General features: G+C 68.7%; 18 protein-coding genes. 14 read left to right on the top strand and 4 right to left on the bottom strand.

Going from position 1 to position 17,725, the window contains the following annotated elements; genetic code table 11:
* Both pdxS and ACNJ7E_RS12350 read left to right on the top strand, forming a co-directional pair.
* A partial coding sequence (gene pdxS / locus ACNJ7E_RS12355; protein WP_418340016.1) for a pyridoxal 5'-phosphate synthase lyase subunit PdxS occupies positions 1–864 on the top strand: 864 nt, incomplete at its 5' end.
* Positions 865–1,023: 159 nt separating this feature from the next.
* Positions 1,024–1,845 (top strand): acyl-CoA thioesterase, encoded by an 822-nt coding sequence (locus ACNJ7E_RS12350; RefSeq protein ID WP_418340015.1) that lies wholly within the window; start codon positions 1,024–1,026, stop codon positions 1,843–1,845.
* 6 nt (positions 1,846–1,851) lie between these two features.
* On the opposite strand, the gene ACNJ7E_RS12345 is transcribed toward ACNJ7E_RS12350, so the two are convergent.
* Positions 1,852–2,475, bottom strand: coding sequence for a nucleoside/nucleotide kinase family protein (locus ACNJ7E_RS12345; protein ID WP_280783831.1), 624 nt, complete (start codon positions 2,473–2,475; stop codon positions 1,852–1,854).
* A 56-nt stretch (positions 2,476–2,531) separates the two neighbouring features.
* Between ACNJ7E_RS12345 and ACNJ7E_RS12340 the strand changes: the two genes are divergently transcribed.
* Positions 2,532–3,386: an acyl-CoA thioesterase gene (locus ACNJ7E_RS12340; RefSeq protein WP_280783830.1), complete on the top strand. Its 855-nt coding sequence runs from the start codon at positions 2,532–2,534 to the stop codon at positions 3,384–3,386.
* Positions 3,383–3,991, top strand: coding sequence for a pyridoxal 5'-phosphate synthase glutaminase subunit PdxT (pdxT, locus tag ACNJ7E_RS12335; RefSeq protein ID WP_280783829.1), 609 nt, complete (start codon positions 3,383–3,385; stop codon positions 3,989–3,991). Before ACNJ7E_RS12340 ends, pdxT begins: the two co-directional genes overlap by 4 nt.
* On the opposite strand, the gene ACNJ7E_RS12330 is transcribed toward pdxT, so the two are convergent.
* Together ACNJ7E_RS12330 and ACNJ7E_RS12325 are read right to left on the bottom strand one after the other, a co-directional pair.
* Positions 3,988–4,908: a hypothetical protein gene (locus ACNJ7E_RS12330; RefSeq protein WP_418340014.1), complete on the bottom strand. Its 921-nt coding sequence runs from the start codon at positions 4,906–4,908 to the stop codon at positions 3,988–3,990. The two genes, pdxT and ACNJ7E_RS12330, sit on opposite strands and share 4 nt — an antisense overlap.
* A complete protein-coding gene (locus tag ACNJ7E_RS12325; RefSeq protein ID WP_280783827.1) occupies positions 4,905–5,261 on the bottom strand; it encodes a GntR family transcriptional regulator in 357 nt (118 codons plus the stop codon). Before ACNJ7E_RS12325 ends, ACNJ7E_RS12330 begins: the two co-directional genes overlap by 4 nt.
* A gap of 144 nt (positions 5,262–5,405) precedes the next feature.
* Between ACNJ7E_RS12325 and ACNJ7E_RS12320 the strand changes: the two genes are divergently transcribed.
* From ACNJ7E_RS12320 to ACNJ7E_RS12275, 10 genes are all read left to right on the top strand, one after another.
* Positions 5,406–6,158, top strand: a complete 753-nt coding sequence (locus ACNJ7E_RS12320; protein ID WP_011598635.1) for a YebC/PmpR family DNA-binding transcriptional regulator — start codon at positions 5,406–5,408, stop codon at positions 6,156–6,158.
* Between the two features lie 135 nt (positions 6,159–6,293).
* Positions 6,294–6,863: a crossover junction endodeoxyribonuclease RuvC gene (gene ruvC / locus ACNJ7E_RS12315; RefSeq protein WP_418340013.1), complete on the top strand. Its 570-nt coding sequence runs from the start codon at positions 6,294–6,296 to the stop codon at positions 6,861–6,863.
* Complete coding sequence (ruvA, locus tag ACNJ7E_RS12310) at positions 6,860–7,462, top strand: Holliday junction branch migration protein RuvA (protein WP_280783826.1); 603 nt, start codon at positions 6,860–6,862, stop codon at positions 7,460–7,462. The genes ruvC and ruvA overlap by 4 nt, the downstream gene beginning before the upstream one ends.
* Complete coding sequence (gene ruvB, locus ACNJ7E_RS12305) at positions 7,459–8,556, top strand: Holliday junction branch migration DNA helicase RuvB (RefSeq protein ID WP_280783825.1); 1,098 nt, start codon at positions 7,459–7,461, stop codon at positions 8,554–8,556. Before ruvA ends, ruvB begins: the two co-directional genes overlap by 4 nt.
* 136 nt (positions 8,557–8,692) lie before the next feature.
* A complete protein-coding gene (gene yajC / locus ACNJ7E_RS12300; RefSeq protein ID WP_061045219.1) occupies positions 8,693–9,070 on the top strand; it encodes a preprotein translocase subunit YajC in 378 nt (125 codons plus the stop codon).
* 144 nt (positions 9,071–9,214) lie between these two features.
* Positions 9,215–10,873, top strand: coding sequence for a protein translocase subunit SecD (gene secD / locus ACNJ7E_RS12295; protein ID WP_280783824.1), 1,659 nt, complete (start codon positions 9,215–9,217; stop codon positions 10,871–10,873).
* Entirely contained in the window at positions 10,870–12,102 is a 1,233-nt protein-coding gene (gene secF, locus ACNJ7E_RS12290; RefSeq protein WP_418340012.1) for a protein translocase subunit SecF, read from the top strand. Before secD ends, secF begins: the two co-directional genes overlap by 4 nt.
* Position 12,103: 1 nt before the next feature.
* Entirely contained in the window at positions 12,104–13,840 is a 1,737-nt protein-coding gene (locus ACNJ7E_RS12285) for an ABC transporter substrate-binding protein (protein ID WP_280783822.1), read from the top strand.
* A complete protein-coding gene (locus ACNJ7E_RS12280) occupies positions 13,837–14,370 on the top strand; it encodes an adenine phosphoribosyltransferase (RefSeq protein WP_105419926.1) in 534 nt (177 codons plus the stop codon). Before ACNJ7E_RS12285 ends, ACNJ7E_RS12280 begins: the two co-directional genes overlap by 4 nt.
* A 103-nt stretch (positions 14,371–14,473) precedes the next feature.
* A complete protein-coding gene (locus ACNJ7E_RS12275; RefSeq protein ID WP_280783821.1) occupies positions 14,474–16,849 on the top strand; it encodes a RelA/SpoT family protein in 2,376 nt (791 codons plus the stop codon).
* A 70-nt stretch (positions 16,850–16,919) separates the two neighbouring features.
* Here the strand turns inward: ACNJ7E_RS12275 and ACNJ7E_RS12270 are convergent, their stop codons facing one another.
* Positions 16,920–17,714 (bottom strand): peptidylprolyl isomerase, encoded by a 795-nt coding sequence (locus tag ACNJ7E_RS12270; protein ID WP_247253442.1) that lies wholly within the window; start codon positions 17,712–17,714, stop codon positions 16,920–16,922.
* Positions 17,715–17,725 lie beyond the last annotated feature (11 nt).

Genomic DNA, 17,725 nt, shown 5'->3' with positions numbered 1-17,725 from the left:
CGCGTCAAGCGTGGCATGGCCGAGATGTTGAAGGGCGGGGTCATCATGGACGTCGTCACCCCCGATCAGGCGAAGATCGCCGAGGACGCCGGTGCGGTCGCGGTGATGGCGCTCGAGCGGGTGCCCGCGGACATCCGGGCGCAGGGTGGGGTGTCCCGGATGAGTGATCCGGACATGATCGACGGCATCATCTCCGCGGTGTCGATCCCGGTGATGGCCAAGGCCCGGATCGGGCACTTCGTGGAGGCGCAGATCCTGCAGTCCCTCGGGGTCGACTACGTCGACGAGTCGGAGGTGCTGACCCCGGCCGACTACGCCAATCACATCGACAAGTGGCAGTTCACCGTCCCGTTCGTGTGTGGTGCCACCAATCTGGGTGAGGCGCTGCGGCGGATCACCGAGGGTGCGGCGATGATCCGGTCCAAGGGTGAGGCCGGTACCGGTGACGTGTCGAACGCGACCACGCACATGCGGACGATCGGTGGGGAGATCCGCCGGTTGACCTCGCTGAGCGAGGACGAGCTGTATGTGGCGGCGAAGGAGTTGCAGGCCCCGTACGATCTGGTCGTCGAGGTCGCCAAGGCCGGGAAGTTGCCGGTCACGATGTTCACCGCCGGTGGCATCGCCACCCCGGCGGATGCGGCGATGATGATGCAGCTCGGTGCGGAGGGTGTGTTCGTCGGGTCGGGGATCTTCAAGTCGGGTAACCCGGCGGAGCGGGCCGCGGCGATCGTGAAGGCGACCACGTTCTTCGACGACCCGGACGTGCTGGCGAAGGTCTCCCGTGGGCTGGGTGAGGCGATGGTCGGGATCAACGTCGACGACATCCCCGTCCCGCACCGGCTCGCCGAACGCGGCTGGTGATCTTCGCGATCGATCTGTGATCGATCGCGGCGCTCCCGGCGCCGCACTACTTCCGTTCGCACCGCACGAGGCCCCGACCCGGGCCTCGTGCGGTGCGGTGCGCCGGTGCCCGGGACCCGTGTGAGAGTGTCAGCGGACGAGCATCGGAAGGGGCCGTGGATGGCGACGATCGAAGAGATCCTGGAAGTGGAACGCCTCGAGGAGAACATCTTCCGAGGCATAGCGACCGAGACCATGCTTCCCCGCACGTTCGGTGGGCAGGTGGCCGGTCAGGCGCTGGTGGCGGCGGTCCGCACCGTAGACCCCCGTTTCATGGTGCATTCGCTGCACGGCTACTTCCTGCGTCCCGGAAACCCCACGATGCCGATCGTGTACCTCGTGGACCGCATCCGGGACGGTCGGTCGTTCGTCACCAGGCGGGTCAGCGCCGTCCAGGACGGTCAGGCGATCTTCACGATGTCGGCGTCGTTCCAGGTCGAGGACGAGGGCATCGAGCACCAGGACGAGATGCCCGTGGTCCCGCCGCCCGATTCGCTGCCGTTCGCCAGTGACTCCGACGACCCGGAGATCGCCTGGCTCGCCCAGGAGTGGTCCGACTGGGACATCCGGATGGTCGGCCACGGCGAGGTCGACCGCAGGCGCGGTGCGGCCGCTCAGCAGCAGGCGTGGTTCCGGTCCCGCAAGACGCTGCCCGACGACCCCGTCTTCCACGTCTGCGCGCTGGCCTACATGAGCGACATGACGCTGATCGGTTCCGCCATGACCCCACACCCCGGTGTCGAGATCAACGGTGCCTCACTCGATCACGCGCTGTGGTTCCTGCGCCCGTTCCGGGCCGACGAGTGGCTGCTGTACGACCAGACGTCACCATCCGCCGGATTCGGACGGGCGCTCGCGCAGGGCCGGATCTTCGACCGGAAGGGCAACCTGGTCGCTGCCGTCGTGCAGGAAGGGTTGACCCGGTTCCTGCGCACGACGTGAGCGGCCTCAGCGGCCCACCCGGACTGCGGGCCTCGGCGGATGGTCGTACCGCACCAGCAGGTCGGGTTCGTCCGTGACGTCGGCAGCACGGCGCAGCAGTGCGGGGACGGTCCATTGTTGATCGGCCGGGGTTCGGCGCATCAGGGCGCCTTCGCCCAGATGGAGTTGCACGGTGACGTCGAAGTCGAGATCCCGGCCCAGCAGCATCGGGCCCGCGACGAGAAGCACCTGACCGTCGGCCGCGGGAACGCGGGCGCAGCGGGCGGAGCGATCCTCGGCCTCGTCCCACAGGCGCGGCAACCACCGGCGGTCGGTGCGGACCGACCGCACCACCTCCCGGTTCAGGGCGTCGTAGTCGAACCAGAGGGTGCGGTAGCTGAGTTCGTCGTCGCGCCCGTGCTCGAACCGCAGGGAGGCGGGCCGGACGTAGTCGTGGAGCGACACGACGTCACACGGGCGGCCCCGCTCCCGCAGCGACGCGCACACCGCGTCCGCGAGGGGTAGGGGGTGCGCGCCGTCGGGAGCGTCGATCGCGACGACGGCGGTGCCGTGAACGGCGAGGCAGCGTTCGGAGACGAGGGCGACGAGACCGTCCGGGCTCGTCGGTGTGAACATCGTCATGGCACCCATGGTGCCTCGAGCCCGAACCGGGCGGATAACCTTGACCAGGCACAGAAGGAGGGCTCATGGCGAGCATCGAGGACGTTCTCGAACTCGAAGCGCTGGAGAAGGACATCTTCCGCGGCGCGGTTCATCCGTCTGTTCTGAAGAGGACGTTCGGCGGGCAGGTCGCGGGTCAGTCACTGGTGTCCGCGGTCCGTACCGTCGACGAGGCATTCAAAGTCCACTCCCTGCACGGGTACTTCCTGCGCCCCGGAAATCCGGCGAAACCCACCGTCTACCTGGTCGACCGGATCCGGGACGGCAGATCCTTCTGCACGCGGCGCGTCACCGGAATCCAGGACGGCAAGGCGATCTTCACCATGTCGGCGTCGTTCCACACCGAGGACGAGGGCATCGAGCATCAGGACAGGATGCCGTCCGTCCCCGCGCCCGAAGAGCTCGTCGACGCACAGACCCTCGAGGAGTTCGCCGCCACCGATCTCTACCGGGAGTGGAAGGAATGGGACGTCCGTATCGTTCCGGCCGGCTCCACCGGGAAGACTCCCGGAATCGCCGCGCAGCAACGGGTGTGGATGCGGTACCGCAGCAAGCTGCCGGACGATCAGGTCTTCCACATCTGCACCCTCGCTTACCTCAGTGACATGACGCTCCTCGGTGCGTCGAAGGTCCCGCACCCCGGAGTGGTCACGCAGACGGCGTCGCTCGATCACGCCATGTGGTTCATGCGCCCGTTCCGCGCCGACGAGTGGCTGCTCTACGACCAGACCTCACCCTCCGCCGGCTTCGGCCGCGCCCTCACCCAGGGCCGCATGTTCGACCGGAACGGCACCATGGTCGCCGCCGTCGTCCAGGAGGGGTTGACCCGTATCCAGCGCGATCAGGACAAGCGCGACATCGAGACAGGAAACATGGCATGACCCGTCCCCTCGTCGGAGTACTCGCCCTGCAGGGTGACGTCCGTGAACACCTCGCCGCACTGAACGATTCGGGTGCGGACGCCGTCGGCATCCGCCGCCCGGAGGAGCTCGAGAAGATCGACGGCCTCGTCATCCCGGGCGGCGAGTCGACGACGATGAGCAAGCTGCTGCAGATCTTCGAACTGCTCGAACCCCTGAAGGCGCGCCTGCGCGACGGGTTGCCCGCCTACGGGTCCTGCGCCGGAATGATCCTCCTCGCGAGCGAGATCCTCGACACGAGACCTGACGCGCAGCACCTCGGTGCGATCGACATGACGGTGCGCCGCAACGCCTTCGGTCGTCAGGTCGACTCCTTCGAGTCCGACCTCGAATTCGAGGGCATCCTCGGCGAACCGATGCGGGCCGTGTTCATCCGGGCACCGTGGGTGGAGCGCGTCGGCGACGACGTCCAGGTCCTCGCCCGCGTGCCCGAGTCGGGTGGCGCGGCCGCCGGACGGATCGTGGCCGTCCGGCAGGGCGCCGTGGTGGCCACGTCGTTCCACCCGGAGGTGACGGGCGACCGGCGGGTGCACGAGCTGTTCGTCGACATCGTCCGCGGGGTCTAGCTCGCCGGACGGGGCGTGACGAGTGTGTTGAGGAGCGCCGCACCCTGTGCGGCGCCGTCCACGGTGACCGCGAACGGGCGGCCGCCGGTGCGGTTCAGCACGATGCCCTCGCCGGCGCGGATCACGACCGCGGTCCCGCGCGGCGTGAAGCGGTAGCCCCAGCCGCCCCATTCCGTGGGCCGGATCTCGGTGACCCGAGCCTCGTCGATGGAGTCGAGCGGGATCTTCCGCCAGCGGATGTTCCACGACGACAGGGTCAGTCCTGTGCGGTCGATCTGCACGGTCACGGAGGCGAAGCCGCCGCCGACGACCGCCAGGACGACGAAGAGGACGGCCAGCCAGAGCGCTCCCACCAGCGCGGAGACGACGGCGGCCAGGGTCATGGCGAGAGCGAGCACGCCCGCCCACCGCCCGCGGGCATAACCGGTCCACGATGCGCGCTCGCCGGGCGTCAAGGGGACGGGCAGCGTCGGCGCCGCACCGTTCTCCGGGGAGTGCGGCGTCCGGGGGAGCAGGGCGAACGTGGCGATGGCCCACACGATTCCCAAGAGGGGAACGACGATCCACCAGCCCAGCGTCGCCGCTTCCGGCGAGCCCGCCTCGATCGTGGCGGCGACGCTGACGATCCAGGCCGTGGCCACCGTCCACCCGACGAGAACGGTGGCGGGAAGCCAGAGCGCGGCGTCGGTGCGGACCCGCGCCGCCACGACGCCCGCGATCACGGCGGCGGCCGCGCAGACGGCGAGAGCGATCCAGAAGTAGGTGGTCGTGTCGCTGAATCGGTCGGGTTCGGTGCCGGACCAGTGGCTGGCCACCACCGGCGGCAGTTGCCCGCTCCAGGCGAGTCTCGCGATCACGAGCGCGAGGAGGGGCGCAGCGGAGGTCGCGGCGAGGAGGCGCGTTCGGGAGGTCGTCATTGTCTGGTGGTCTCCTTGATCACGTCGAGCATCTGTTCGGTGTCGAGTCCGAGGCGTCGTGCCTCGGACACGAAAGCCTTTGCGGCTTCGGTCAATCCGGTGTGTACCGGGTCCGTGTCGGCGCGGACGACCGCGCCCCGGCCCCGGCGGAGGTCGATCAGGCCCTCGTCGCGCAGCGCGGCGTACGCGCGCAGCACGGTGTGGAGGTTGACGTCGATGGATTCGGCCAGCGCCCGGGCGGAGGGGAGCCGATCGCCCGCGCCGATCTCGCCGCGCAGGAACGCGCCGCGCACGTTGGCCGCGATCTGTTCACCCAGTGGGGTGGTGGAGCTGTGGTCGACCCGCATCAACATGTTTGCATTCTATGCAAACAATGGCGACTTATGCGAGTTGTTACCCCGGGAACGCGCAGGGGCGGCCGGGCTGCGGGTAACATCGTCAAAGCTGAAACCGCGCATTCGGCGTGCCAAAGGCAGCAGGAAAGGGGCTTGAATCGCATGAGCGGCCACTCCAAATGGGCCACCACCAAGCACAAGAAGGCTGTGATCGATGCCAAGCGTGGCAAAGCCTTCGCGAAGCTGATCAAGAACATCGAGGTGGCGGCCCGTACCGGCGGTGGCGATCCTGCGGGAAACCCCACCCTGTACGACGCCATCCAGAAGGCCAAGAAGACGTCGGTCCCCAACGACAACATCGAGCGCGCCCGCAAGCGCGGCGCCGGTGAAGAAGCGGGCGGCGCCGACTGGCAGACCATCATGTACGAGGGTTACGGACCCAACGGTGTCGCCGTCCTCATCGAGTGCCTGACCGACAACCGCAATCGTGCGGCCGGCGAGGTGCGCACCGCGATGACCCGCAACGGCGGCAACATGGCCGACCCGGGTTCCGTGTCCTACCTGTTCACGCGCAAGGGTGTCGTCACCCTCGAGAAGGGTGACCAGAGCGAGGACGACGTGCTGATGGCGGTCCTCGATGCGGGTGCCGAAGAGGTCACCGACCTCGGCGACACCTTCGAGATCGTGAGCGAGCCCACCGACCTCGTCGCCGTCCGCAGCGCACTGCAGGAGGCGGGAATCGACTACGACTCCGCCGAGGCCGACTTCCGTGCGTCCGTCGAGGTTCCGGTCGACGCCGACGGAGCCCGCAAGGTGTTCAAGCTCGTCGACGCGCTCGAGGAGTCCGACGACGTGCAGAACGTCTACACCAACGTCGACCTGTCCGACGAGGTACTGGCGGAGCTCGACGACTGATCGCACGACGCACGGCACGGGGCGGGGGAGCGGTGCTCGCCCGCCCCGGCTCGTCCTGCGTGTTGATGCGCCGACTCGTCCGACCCCACGGCTAAGCTATCGAACAGCTGTTCGGCGTGGGAGAGGTGGCTTTGCGTGCGTGTGCTGGGTGTGGATCCCGGTCTGACCCGGTGCGGATTCGGAGTGGTGGACGGCGGCAGCGGCCGCACCGTCACCCCGATCGCCGTCGACGTGGTCCGGACCCCGGCAGACCTCGAGTTGTCGTCCAGGCTGCTGCGGATCTCCGAAGCGGCCGAATCGTGGATCGATCTGCACAGGCCCGAGGTCGTGGCGATCGAGCGGGTATTCTCCCAGCACAACGTGCGCACCGCGATGGGCACCGCACAGGCGGGTGGCGTCGTCGCCCTCGCCGCCGCGCGCCGTGGCATCGCCGTGTGTTTCCATACCCCCAGTGAGGTCAAGGCCGCCGTCACCGGGAGTGGCTCGGCAGACAAAGCTCAGGTGACGGCAATGGTGACGCGCATCCTCAAACTTGCGGCCGCACCCAAACCGGCCGACGCGGCGGACGCGCTGGCACTGGCGATCTGCCATTGCTGGCGGGCGCCGATGATCGAACGCATGGCCCGCGCCGAAGCCGCGGCCGCCGAACAGAAACGTCGCTACCAGGCCCGACTGGCCGAAGTGAAGAAGGCAGGTACACGATGATCGCGTCCGTCCGCGGCGAGGTGCTCGAGATCGCCCTCGACCATGCGGTGATCGAATCCGCCGGAGTGGGCTACCGCGTGAACGCGACGCCGGCCACCCTCGGCGGACTGCAACGGGGATCCGAGGCCCGGCTGGTCACGGCGATGATCGTCCGCGAGGACTCGATGACGCTGTACGGGTTCCCCGACTCGGAGTCCAAGGAGTTGTTCGGGCTGCTCCAGACGGTGTCGGGAGTCGGTCCCCGGCTGGCGATGGCCACCCTCGCCGTCCTCGAACCCGACGCGCTGCGGGCGGCCCTGGCCGAGGGCAACGTCACGGCACTCACGCGGGTGCCGGGCATCGGCAAGCGCGGGGCGGAGCGGATGGTCGTCGAACTGCGCGACAAGGTCGACGCCGTCGCGTCCACGTCCGGGGCGGTGCCGATCGGTGCGGGCGGCGGCGGATCGGTCCGCGACCAGATCGTCGAAGCCCTCGTCGGCCTCGGATTCCCGGCCAAGCAGGCCGAGCAGGCCACCGACTCCGTCCTCGCCGAGGCTCCCGAGTCGACCACCTCTACGGCGCTGCGCTCCGCCCTCTCCCTGCTCGGGAAGACCAGATGAATCCCGAACCCGGGGGCGACTACGACGAGGAGTCCCCGGTCTCGGCCGATCTCGTCGCCGGCGACGGCGACATCGAGGCCAGCCTGCGCCCGAAGAACCTCCACGACTTCATCGGGCAACCGCGGGTCCGGGAGCAGTTGCAGCTCGTCCTGACCGGCGCGAAGATGCGCGGCGGCACCCCCGACCACATCCTCCTCTCGGGCCCGCCCGGGCTGGGGAAGACCAGCATGGCGATGATCATCGCCGGCGAACTGGGCTCCTCGCTGAGGCTGACGTCGGGTCCGGCGCTGGAACGGGCCGGCGACCTGGCCGCCATGCTGAGCAACCTCGTCGAGGGCGACGTGCTGTTCATCGACGAGATCCACCGCATCGCCCGGCCGGCCGAAGAGATGCTCTATCTCGCGATGGAGGACTTCCGGGTCGACGTCGTGGTCGGCAAGGGTCCCGGCGCCACGTCCATTCCCCTGGAGGTCGCACCGTTCACCCTGGTAGGGGCCACCACTCGCTCGGGGGCGCTCACCGGGCCGCTGCGCGACCGGTTCGGGTTCACCGCCCACATGGACTTCTACGAACCCGCGGAACTGCAGCAGATCCTCATGCGGTCGGCGGGCATTCTCGGCGTGCAACTCGGTGAGGAGGCCGGCGCCGAGATCGCGAGCAGGTCCCGGGGCACGCCCCGCATCGCGAACCGACTCCTGCGCCGTGTCCGCGATTACGCCGAGGTCCGGGCTGACGGCGTCGTCACCCGCGACATCGCCCACGCCGCTCTCGCCGTCTACGACGTCGACCAGCTGGGACTCGACCGCCTCGACCGGTCCGTCCTCAGCGCCCTCGTGCGCAGCTTCGGCGGAGGCCCGGTCGGAGTGTCCACCCTGGCCGTCGCGGTGGGTGAGGAACCCGCCACCGTCGAGGAGGTGTGTGAGCCCTTCCTCGTCCGTGCCGGAATGATCGCCCGGACACCCCGCGGCCGTGTCGCCACGGCGGCCGCGTGGACGCAACTGGGCCTGACCCCGCCGCCGGACGCTGTGACCGGCGGAATCGAGGTCCGCGTCAACGAACCGCAGGCCTCCCTGTTCGATCCGCAAGACCCCTGATCGACCCCCGGAGAAACGCCCGCCTCGTGCCGAGCGAACCGGTGTCCGGGCCGGTGATGGCACACTGGTGTATTGCATCGGTCCAACCGGGACCAGTGCTTCGGACCGTGCGACATACCTCGAGGTTGACTTTCAGATGGATTTTCTCTTCCCGCTCCTGATTCTGGCGCTGCTCGTCCCCATGTTCCTGGGGATCCGCCGACAGAAGAAGGAGGCGGCCAAGGTGACCGCTCTGCAGGACTCGATCTCGGTCGGCGACCGCGTCCTCACGACTGCCGGTCTGCACGGCACCGTCGTCGCACTCGGCGACGAGACGATCGACCTCGAGATCGCTCCCGGCGTGGTCACCACGTGGTCGCGTCTCGTCGTCCGCGAGCAGATCGTCGACGCCCCGCTGCAGGGTGACGGTTCCCTCGACCACGAGTCGATCGACGCCGAGGCCCCCGCCACCGACATCGTGCGCGAGGATCGTGAGAACGGCGGCGACAGCACGCCGCGGCTGAACAAGGATTGATCGACGCTTCCGCGGCGTATTTCCGCAGCCGTCGCGTCGCAGGCGCCCCGGGCGCGGCAACCGGGGCACAGCCCTGCGTCTGCCGGCTCGGTGCGCTGTGAACGTTCCCACCCGAACTGCACGTACTGAGGAGACATAGAGATCGTGGCACCTTCCACAGGATCGGTGCATCCCGTCCGCTACCTCACCGTTTTCGCGGTGCTCGTGGCGGTTCTGTATGCCCTGGTGTTCTTCACCGGCGACAAGTCCGCGACACCCAAGCTGGGCATCGACCTGCAAGGTGGGACCCGAGTCACCCTCACCGCACGCACCCCGGACGGCAGCAAGCCGACGCCGGACAGCCTGCGGCAGGCCCAGGAGATCATCGAGACCCGTGTGAACGGACTCGGCGTGTCCGGCTCCGAGGTGGTCATCGACGGCGACAACCTTGTCATCACCGTCCCCGGCGACGACAGCGCACAGGCGCGTTCGCTCGGCCAGACGGCGCGCTTGTACGTTCGTCCCGTCCAGACGTCCCAGGCCGCGGCCCCTGCCGGCACGCAGGCACCTGCCGCCGGTGAGACGCCGTCCCAGACTCCCGCCGGAACCGAGACTCCCGCACCCCAGAACCGGCCGTTCCCGGCTCAGGATCCGTCCACCTCTCCCGAGCCGACTCCGGCGCCGGCCGACGGGTCCGGCACCGAGACCGCCGAGGCGGCCGACGAGATCGCAGCAGCGCGAGCCACCCGTCAGAGCACCGACCCGGCCGTGCAGCAGCAGGCCATGGCGACACTCGACTGCAGCGTGCCCGACCCGCTGCGCGGCAACGACGACCCGGCCCTGCCTCTCGTCGCGTGCTCCACCGACGGTCAGGCCGTGTACCTGCTCGAACCGGCGATCATCGACGGACAGGAGATCGCCGACGCGACGTCCGGCTACAACTCCCAGCAGTCGCGGCACGAGGTGAGCCTGACGTTCAAGTCCGAGGGCAGCAACACCTGGGCCACGTTCACGTCGCAGAACATCGGCAAGCAGGCCGCGTTCACGCTCGACTCCAAGGTGGTGAGCGCACCGGTCGTCCAGGGCGCGACACCCGCAGGCAGTTCGACGTCGATCACCGGCTCGTTCACCGCGGAAAGCGCGAAGGAACTCGCGAACACCCTGAAGTACGGCTCGCTGCCGCTGTCGTTCGCGGCGTCGGAGGCGGAGACCGTGTCGGCGACGCTGGGTCTCGCCTCGCTGGAGGCCGGTCTCATCGCCGGACTGGTGGGTCTGGTCCTGGTGCTGCTCTACTGCCTGCTCTACTACCGCATGCTCGGCGTGCTGACGGCGCTGTCGCTGGTGCTGTCCGGTGTGATGGTCTACGCGATCATGGTGCTGCTCGGCCGGTACATCAATTTCACCCTCGACCTCGCGGGCATCGCCGGTCTGATCATCGGTATCGGTATGACCGCCGACTCGTTCGTGGTGTTCTTCGAGAGAATCAAGGACGAGATGCGGGAGGGACGCAGTTTCCGGTCCGCGGTTCCGCGCGGCTGGGCCCGTGCGCGCCGGACCATCCTGTCCGGCAACGCGGTCAGCTTCATCGCCGCCGCGGTGCTGTACATCCTCGCGGTCGGGCAGGTGCGCGGCTTCGCGTTCACCCTCGGCCTGACCACCATCCTCGATGTCGTCGTGGTGTTCCTGGTGACGTGGCCGCTGGTCCACCTGGCCTCGAAGTCGCCGTTCTGGTCGAAGCCCGGCGTCAACGGGCTGGGTGCCGTGCAGCAGATCGCCAAGGAACGCAAGGCTGCCGCAGCGTCGGCGAAGGAGTCACGAGTATGAGCGAATCGACCACGTCCCAGTCTGTGTCGCAGACGGACCCCGAGTCTTCGCTGTCCGATTCGGGCGTCAACCAGTCGTCGATGCCCCAGCACAGCCTGCTGTCGCGGCTGTACACCGGAACCGGCGCCTTCGAGGTCGTCGGGCGTCGCCGCTTCTACTACATCCTGACCGGCACGATCGTGCTGATCTCGTTGCTGAGCATCCTCGTCCGCGGGTTCACGCTCGGTATCGACTTCGAGGGTGGATCGCGGATCCAGTTCCCCGCCGGCGACGGGGTGGAGACCGCACAGGTGGAGGAGGTCTACTCCGAGGCGCTCGGCATGGACCCCGTCTCGGTGCAGACGGTGGGCTCGGGGTCGAGCGCGACCGTGCAGATCCGCTCCGAGGCACTCGACGCGGCGCAGGTGGTGACGCTTCAGGACGCGTTGTACGACGAGTTCCAGCCGAAGGACAGTGACGGCAACGTCAGCAAGAACGTGATCAGCGTCGCCGACGTCAGCGAGACGTGGGGCGGGCAGATCACCCAGAAGGCGCTGATCGCACTGCTTGTGTTCCTGGTGATCGTGAGCGTGTACATCGCCGTCCGGTTCGAGCGGGACATGGCCATCGCCGCGATCGTCGCGCTGTTCTTCGACATCGCGGTCACCGCCGGCGTGTATTCGCTGGTCGGCTTCGAGGTGACCCCGGCGACCGTCATCGGCCTGCTGACGATTCTCGGTTTCTCGCTCTACGACTCGGTGGTGGTGTTCGACAAGGTCGAGGAGAACACGCGCGGGATTCTGCACCTGACCCGTCGCACCTACGCGGAGCAGGCGAACCTGGCGATCAACCAGACGCTGATGCGGTCCATCAACACCACCCTGATCAGCGTGTTGCCGGTGCTCGCGCTGATGGTGGTCGCGGTCTGGATGCTCGGTGTCGGAACGCTGAAGGACCTGGCGCTGGTGCAGCTCGTGGGCATCATCGTCGGCGCCTACTCGTCGATCTTCTTCGCGACGCCCCTGCTGGTCACGCTGAAGGAGCGGTGGGGTCCGGTCGCCGCGCACACACGCAAGGTCCTCGCTCGCCGCGCGACCCTGGCACAGGGCGGTGCGCAGAAGGCCGGTACCCCGGCCGCCGAGGTCGCCGCGTCCACGGCGGACACCGCCGTCCCGCGCCGCCGGTCGGCGGCGACCGCACCCACACCGGGCTCACGTCCCACCGGGAAGCGCAACAAGAAGAGGCACTGACATGCCCGCATCGCACAGCACCCGGCGCGGTGCGCAGACCCGACACGGCCGTACGGCGGCCGTGTCGGGTGCCGGCCTTCTCGCGACCGTGCTCCTCGCCGGCTCGCTCGCCGGATGTTCCGAGGAAGGTGAGCAGATCCCGTCGATCGGGTACGCCATCGACAACACCGTCACCACCTACAACGCCAACAGCGTCGCGGGTGCGGTGTCGGGGGCGCGTCAGGCGTTCGCGCGGGTGTTGCCCGGGTTCAACTACACCGGACCGGAAGGCGGACCGGTGGCCGACACGGACATCGGCACCGCCAACGCGATGCCCGGGGATGCCCTGACGATCCAGTACAAGCTCAATCCCAACTCCGTCTACTCCGACGGTGTGCCGATGTCCTGCGACGATCTGGTGCTGACGTGGGCGGCGAACAGTGGCCGTTTCCCGATGTTCGATGCGGCGAGTACGGCCGGCTACTCGGACATCGACCGGATCGACTGCCAGACCGGCGCGAAGGATGCCGTCGTCACGTTCAAGGCGGGACGCAATGTCACCGACTGGAAGTCGCTGTTCGGCGCGACGTCGATGATGCCGGCGCACGTGGTCGCCGGCGCTGCCGGCGTGCCCGACGTCGTGGCCGCCGTGCAGAATTCGGACGCGGATGCATTGACGCGCGTCGCGGACTTCTGGAACAACGGATGGACGATGGCGCCCGGCGACCTCGACCTCGCCAAGTTCCCCGCGTCCGGCCCCTACAAGGTCGAATCGTTCTCCGAGGACGAGGGCCTCGTGCTGGTGGCCAACGACCGGTGGTGGGGGAATCGTCCCGCCACCTCGCGGATCGTGGTGTGGCCCAAGTCTTCCGACGTGAGCGCGCGGATCGGTGACGGTTCGGTCGAGGTGGTCGACGTCGCCGCGGGATCGGCGCCCGATCTGGACCTCGGCGGGTTCGACGTGACGGAGGTGCCGTCGCGCAGCGTCGAGCAGTTCGTCCTGTCCACCTCGGGCCTGTTCGAGAACGCAGCCGGACGGCGGGCGTTCGCAGCGTGCCTGCCCCGGGAGGAGCTGGCGTCGAAGTTCGGGATCGCCGCGGAGTCGGACGAGGCAGGTGCGGCGTCCGGTGGCCCGGTCGACACCCGGGTCACCGCCCCTGACAGCCTCGTTCACCAGTCGGTGGCCGGTGCCGTCGGCGGCCGGTACGAGACGGCGGACACCGCAGCGGCGGCGGACGCACTGGCCGACACCGGCAACACGTCCGCGACGGTCCGCGTCGGATATCTGGGACCGAACCCGCGCCGCGCCGAGATCGTGGCGGCCGTGGCGGCGGCGTGTGCCCCGGCCGGTATCACCGTGCAGGACGTCGCGTCGCCCGAGTTCACCCCGACCATGCTGCGCGACGGGCAGGTGGACGTGGTCCTCGCGGGCACGGCCTCCGCTCCCGGCGCCGCGGGCACCGCGGCGGCCACGACCGCGATGTACGCCCTCCGCAGCGGAATCCGATCGAACTTCGGGGACTACAGCAACGGCCGCGTCGACCAGATCGTCGACCAACTCGCGGTCGACAGCTCCACCGCCACCCAGCTGTCGCTGTCGACCGAGGCCGAGAACATCCTGTGGTCGGACGTGCCCACGGTGCCGCTGTTCGATCAGCCGCGGACCGTCGCGTTCGCAACAGGTTTGCAGGCGGGAGCAGTCAATCCGACGCGATCAGGCGCCGGCTGGAACATGGACAGGTGGGTTCTGCGCAGGTGATCGACCATTCTCCGGCCCGTGACGCCGTCACCCGGCTCACCCGATGGGCCGACGACTTTCCGCAACCCGGGGTGCGGTTCGCCGACCTGACGCCGGTCTTCTCCGACGCGGACGGTTTCCGTGTCGTCGTCGACGCGCTCGCCGCCTGCGCCCCGGAGGCGGATGTGATTGCCGCCGTCGACGCACGAGGGTTCCTCCTCGGTGGCGGCGTCGCCCGGGAACTGGGCTCCGGTGTGGTGGCCGTGCGGAAGTCGGGCAAATTGCCGCCGCCGGTGCTGTCGCAGTCGTACACCCTCGAGTACGGAACGGCCACGCTGGAGATTCCGGCCGGCTCGATCGGTCTGGACGGGCGCTCCGTGCTCGTCGTCGACGACGTCCTGGCCACCGGTGGAACCCTCGACGCCACGGCGCGACTGGTGGAATCCGCAGGTGCCCGGGTGATCGGTGTCGCCGTGGTCCTGGAGATCGCCGCGCTGGGCGGCCGAGAGCGGCTCGGAAAGTACCCGCTCACGTCCCTCGTCACGGTCTGAGTACTAAAGTTGTGCCTGGTGGTCGTCACGGCCACCGGGGCGCATGCCCGAGACCAACCAGGGCCGCACGGCCCGAGCCATTTCAGTGGTAGGAGGTGACGGCATGACTTCGAATCTTGATCGGTCGCAGAACACGGGATCAACCTCGTCTGCGCAATCCGATGCCGAGTCACCTGCAGCGAACCCGGCTTCCGGTAACAACCGTGGAGCACAGGGATTCGCCGTTCCGGCGTCCGCATCGCGCCGGGTACGAGCGCGACTCGCCCGGCGCATCACGGGTCAGCGGAACACGACCATCCGGCCGGTTCTCGAACCCCTCGTCAGCCTGCATCGCGAGCTGTATCCCAAGGCGGACCTGGCGCTTCTGCAGCGCGCCTACGACGTCGCGGAGGAGCGGCACGCCAGCCAGCGCCGCAAGTCGGGCGACCCGTACATCACGCATCCGCTCGCCGTCGCCAGCATCCTCGCGGAACTGGGAATGGACACGACCACGCTCGTGGCGGCCCTGCTCCACGACACCGTCGAAGACACCGGGTACTCCCTCGAGCAGTTGACCGACGAGTTCGGCGAAGAGGTAGCCCACCTCGTCGACGGCGTCACCAAACTCGACAAGGTGGTCCTCGGCAACGCCGCCGAGGGCGAGACCATCCGCAAGATGATCATCGCGATGGCCCGCGACCCCCGCGTGCTGGTGATCAAGGTGGCCGACCGGCTCCACAACATGCGGACCATGCGGTTCCTGCCGCCCGAGAAGCAGGCCCGCAAGGCCCGCGAAACCCTCGAGGTGATCGCGCCCCTGGCCCACCGGCTGGGCATGGCGACCGTGAAGTGGGAACTCGAGGACCTGTCCTTCGCGATCCTGCATCCCAAGAAGTACGACGAGATCGTGCGGCTCGTCGCCGACCGGGCGCCGTCCCGCGACACCTACCTCGCGAAGGTGCGTGCGGAGATCAACGCGACCCTGACGGCGTCCCGCATCAACGCCGTCGTCGAGGGCAGACCCAAGCACTACTGGTCGATCTACCAGAAGATGATCGTCAAGGGCCGCGACTTCGACGACATCCACGACCTGGTCGGCGTGCGGATTTTGTGCGACGAGGTCCGGGACTGTTACGCGGCCGTCGGCGTCGTCCACTCGCTGTGGCAGCCGATGGCGGGCCGGTTCAAGGACTACATCGCGCAGCCGCGTTACGGCGTGTACCAGTCGCTGCACACCACCGTGGTCGGACCGGAGGGCAAACCCCTCGAGGTGCAGATCCGCACCCACGACATGCACCGGACCGCCGAGTTCGGTATCGCCGCGCACTGGCGGTACAAGGAGACCAAGGGCAGGCACTCCGGTGACGTCGCCGAGGTCGACGACATGGCGTGGATGCGTCAGCTCCTCGACTGGCAGCGTGAGGCCGCCGACCCGGGGGAGTTCCTCGAGTCGCTCCGCTACGACCTCGCGGTCAAGGAGATCTTCGTCTTCACCCCCAAGGGCGACGTGGTGACGCTGCCCGCCGGGTCGACACCCGTCGACTTCGCGTACGCCGTGCACACGGAGGTCGGGCACCGATGTATCGGCGCCCGGGTCAACGGCAGGCTGGTGGCGCTCGAACGCAAGCTCGAGAACGGCGAGGTGGTGGAGGTCTTCACCTCCAAGGCCGTCAACGCCGGCCCGAGCCGCGACTGGCAGACGTTCGTCGTCTCCCCGCGCGCCAAGACGAAGATCCGGCAATGGTTCGCCAAGGAACGCCGTGAAGAGGCGCTCGAGACGGGCAAGGACGCCATCGCGAAGGAGGTGCGGCGGGTCGGCCTGCCGCTGCAGCGCCTGATGAACGCCGAATCGATGGCGTCCATCGCGCACGAACTGCACTACACCGACGTGTCGATGCTGTACACGGCCGTCGGCGAGAGCCACGTGTCGGCGCAGCACGTCGTCCAGCGTCTGGTGGCACATCTGGGCGGCGTCGGCGACGTCGAGGAGGAGCTGGCCGAGCGGTCGACTCCGTCCACGATGCCGATGCGGCCGAGGAGCACCGGCGACGCAGGTGTGCTGGTACCCGGCGCGGAGGGCACGGTCGCCAAGCTGGCCAAATGCTGCACACCGGTACCCGGCGACGAGATCATGGGCTTCGTGACCCGGGGCGGCGCGGTCAGCGTGCACCGCACCGACTGCACCAACGCGGGCTCCCTGCAGGAGCAGTCCGAGCGCATCATCGAGGTCAAGTGGGCGCCGTCGCCGTCGTCGGTGTTCCTGGTGGCCATCCAGATCGAGGCGCTCGATCGGCACCGGCTGCTGTCGGACGTGACGAAGGCGCTCGCCGACGAGAAGGTCAACATCCTGTCGGCGTCCGTGACGACGTCCGGTGACCGGGTGGCGATCAGCAAGTTCACGTTCGAGATGGGCGACCCGAAGCACCTCGGGCACGTGCTCAACGTGGTCCGCAACGTCGAGGGTGTGTACGACGTGTACCGGGTGACGTCCGCCGCGTAGCACCGACGAACGGGACGGTCGCTCGATCTGTTCGAACGACCGTCCCGTTCGTGTAGCCGGGGGAGTGAGGTCAGCCGACCTTCGCGGTCTCGATCTGCACCGGGGTGTTGGGCTTGCCGCCGCCCGCGGACATGGATCCGTCGTCGCCGTCCGCCGCGATCTTCTCGACCGTCGCGAGGCCCTCCTCGGAGATCGTCCCGAACACGGTGTAGTTGGGCGGGAGCACCGAGTCGGCGTACACGAGGAAGAACTGGCTGCCGTTACTGCCGGGTGTCCCGCTGTTCGCCATCGCGACCGTGCCGCGCGGGTAGACCACCGGATTCGCGAGTGCCGGATCGTTCGGCGCGAACGCGGTCTCCGGGTACTCGGTGGTGAAGCCGTAGCCCGGTCCGCCGGTGCCCTTCCCGCTGGGATCGCCGCACTGCAGGACCTGCAGACCCAGCTCCGTCGTCAGCCGGTGGCAGGGCGTGTCGTCGAAGTAGCCCTGCTGGGCCAGGCTCGTGAAGCTGTTGACCGTGCACGGGGCCTCGGCGCGGTCGAGGACCAGGCCGATCGGTCCGGCGCTCGTCTGGAGGTCGACCGGGACGGTGCCCTCGGTGGAGACCCCGGACGTGGGCGGTGGGGTGACGTCCTTGGCAGCGGGCTGCCCTGCCGGATAGGTGCAGTCCACGGTGGCCGCGGCCGGTGCGGGGACCGGCGGCAGCGTGCCGAATTTGGACAGATCGAGCGACTGTTCCGCCGCGCTCGTGGGGGCCGCCTTCGACGAGGTGCCGGTCGACGAGCCGCCGGAGTCGGACGAATCCGAACAGCCGGCGAGGAGGACCGCGAGGCTCACGCCTGCGACGAGGATCGAGGTGCGTTTCATCGGTCCATCCT

This window comes from Rhodococcus mengyinensis (genome assembly GCF_048381435.1).
GTDB lineage: Bacteria > Actinomycetota > Actinomycetes > Mycobacteriales > Mycobacteriaceae > Rhodococcus_F > Rhodococcus_F opacus_D.
The sequence above is the reverse complement of the archived record's forward strand: the minus strand, read 5'-3'. Positions and strand labels throughout refer to the sequence as shown.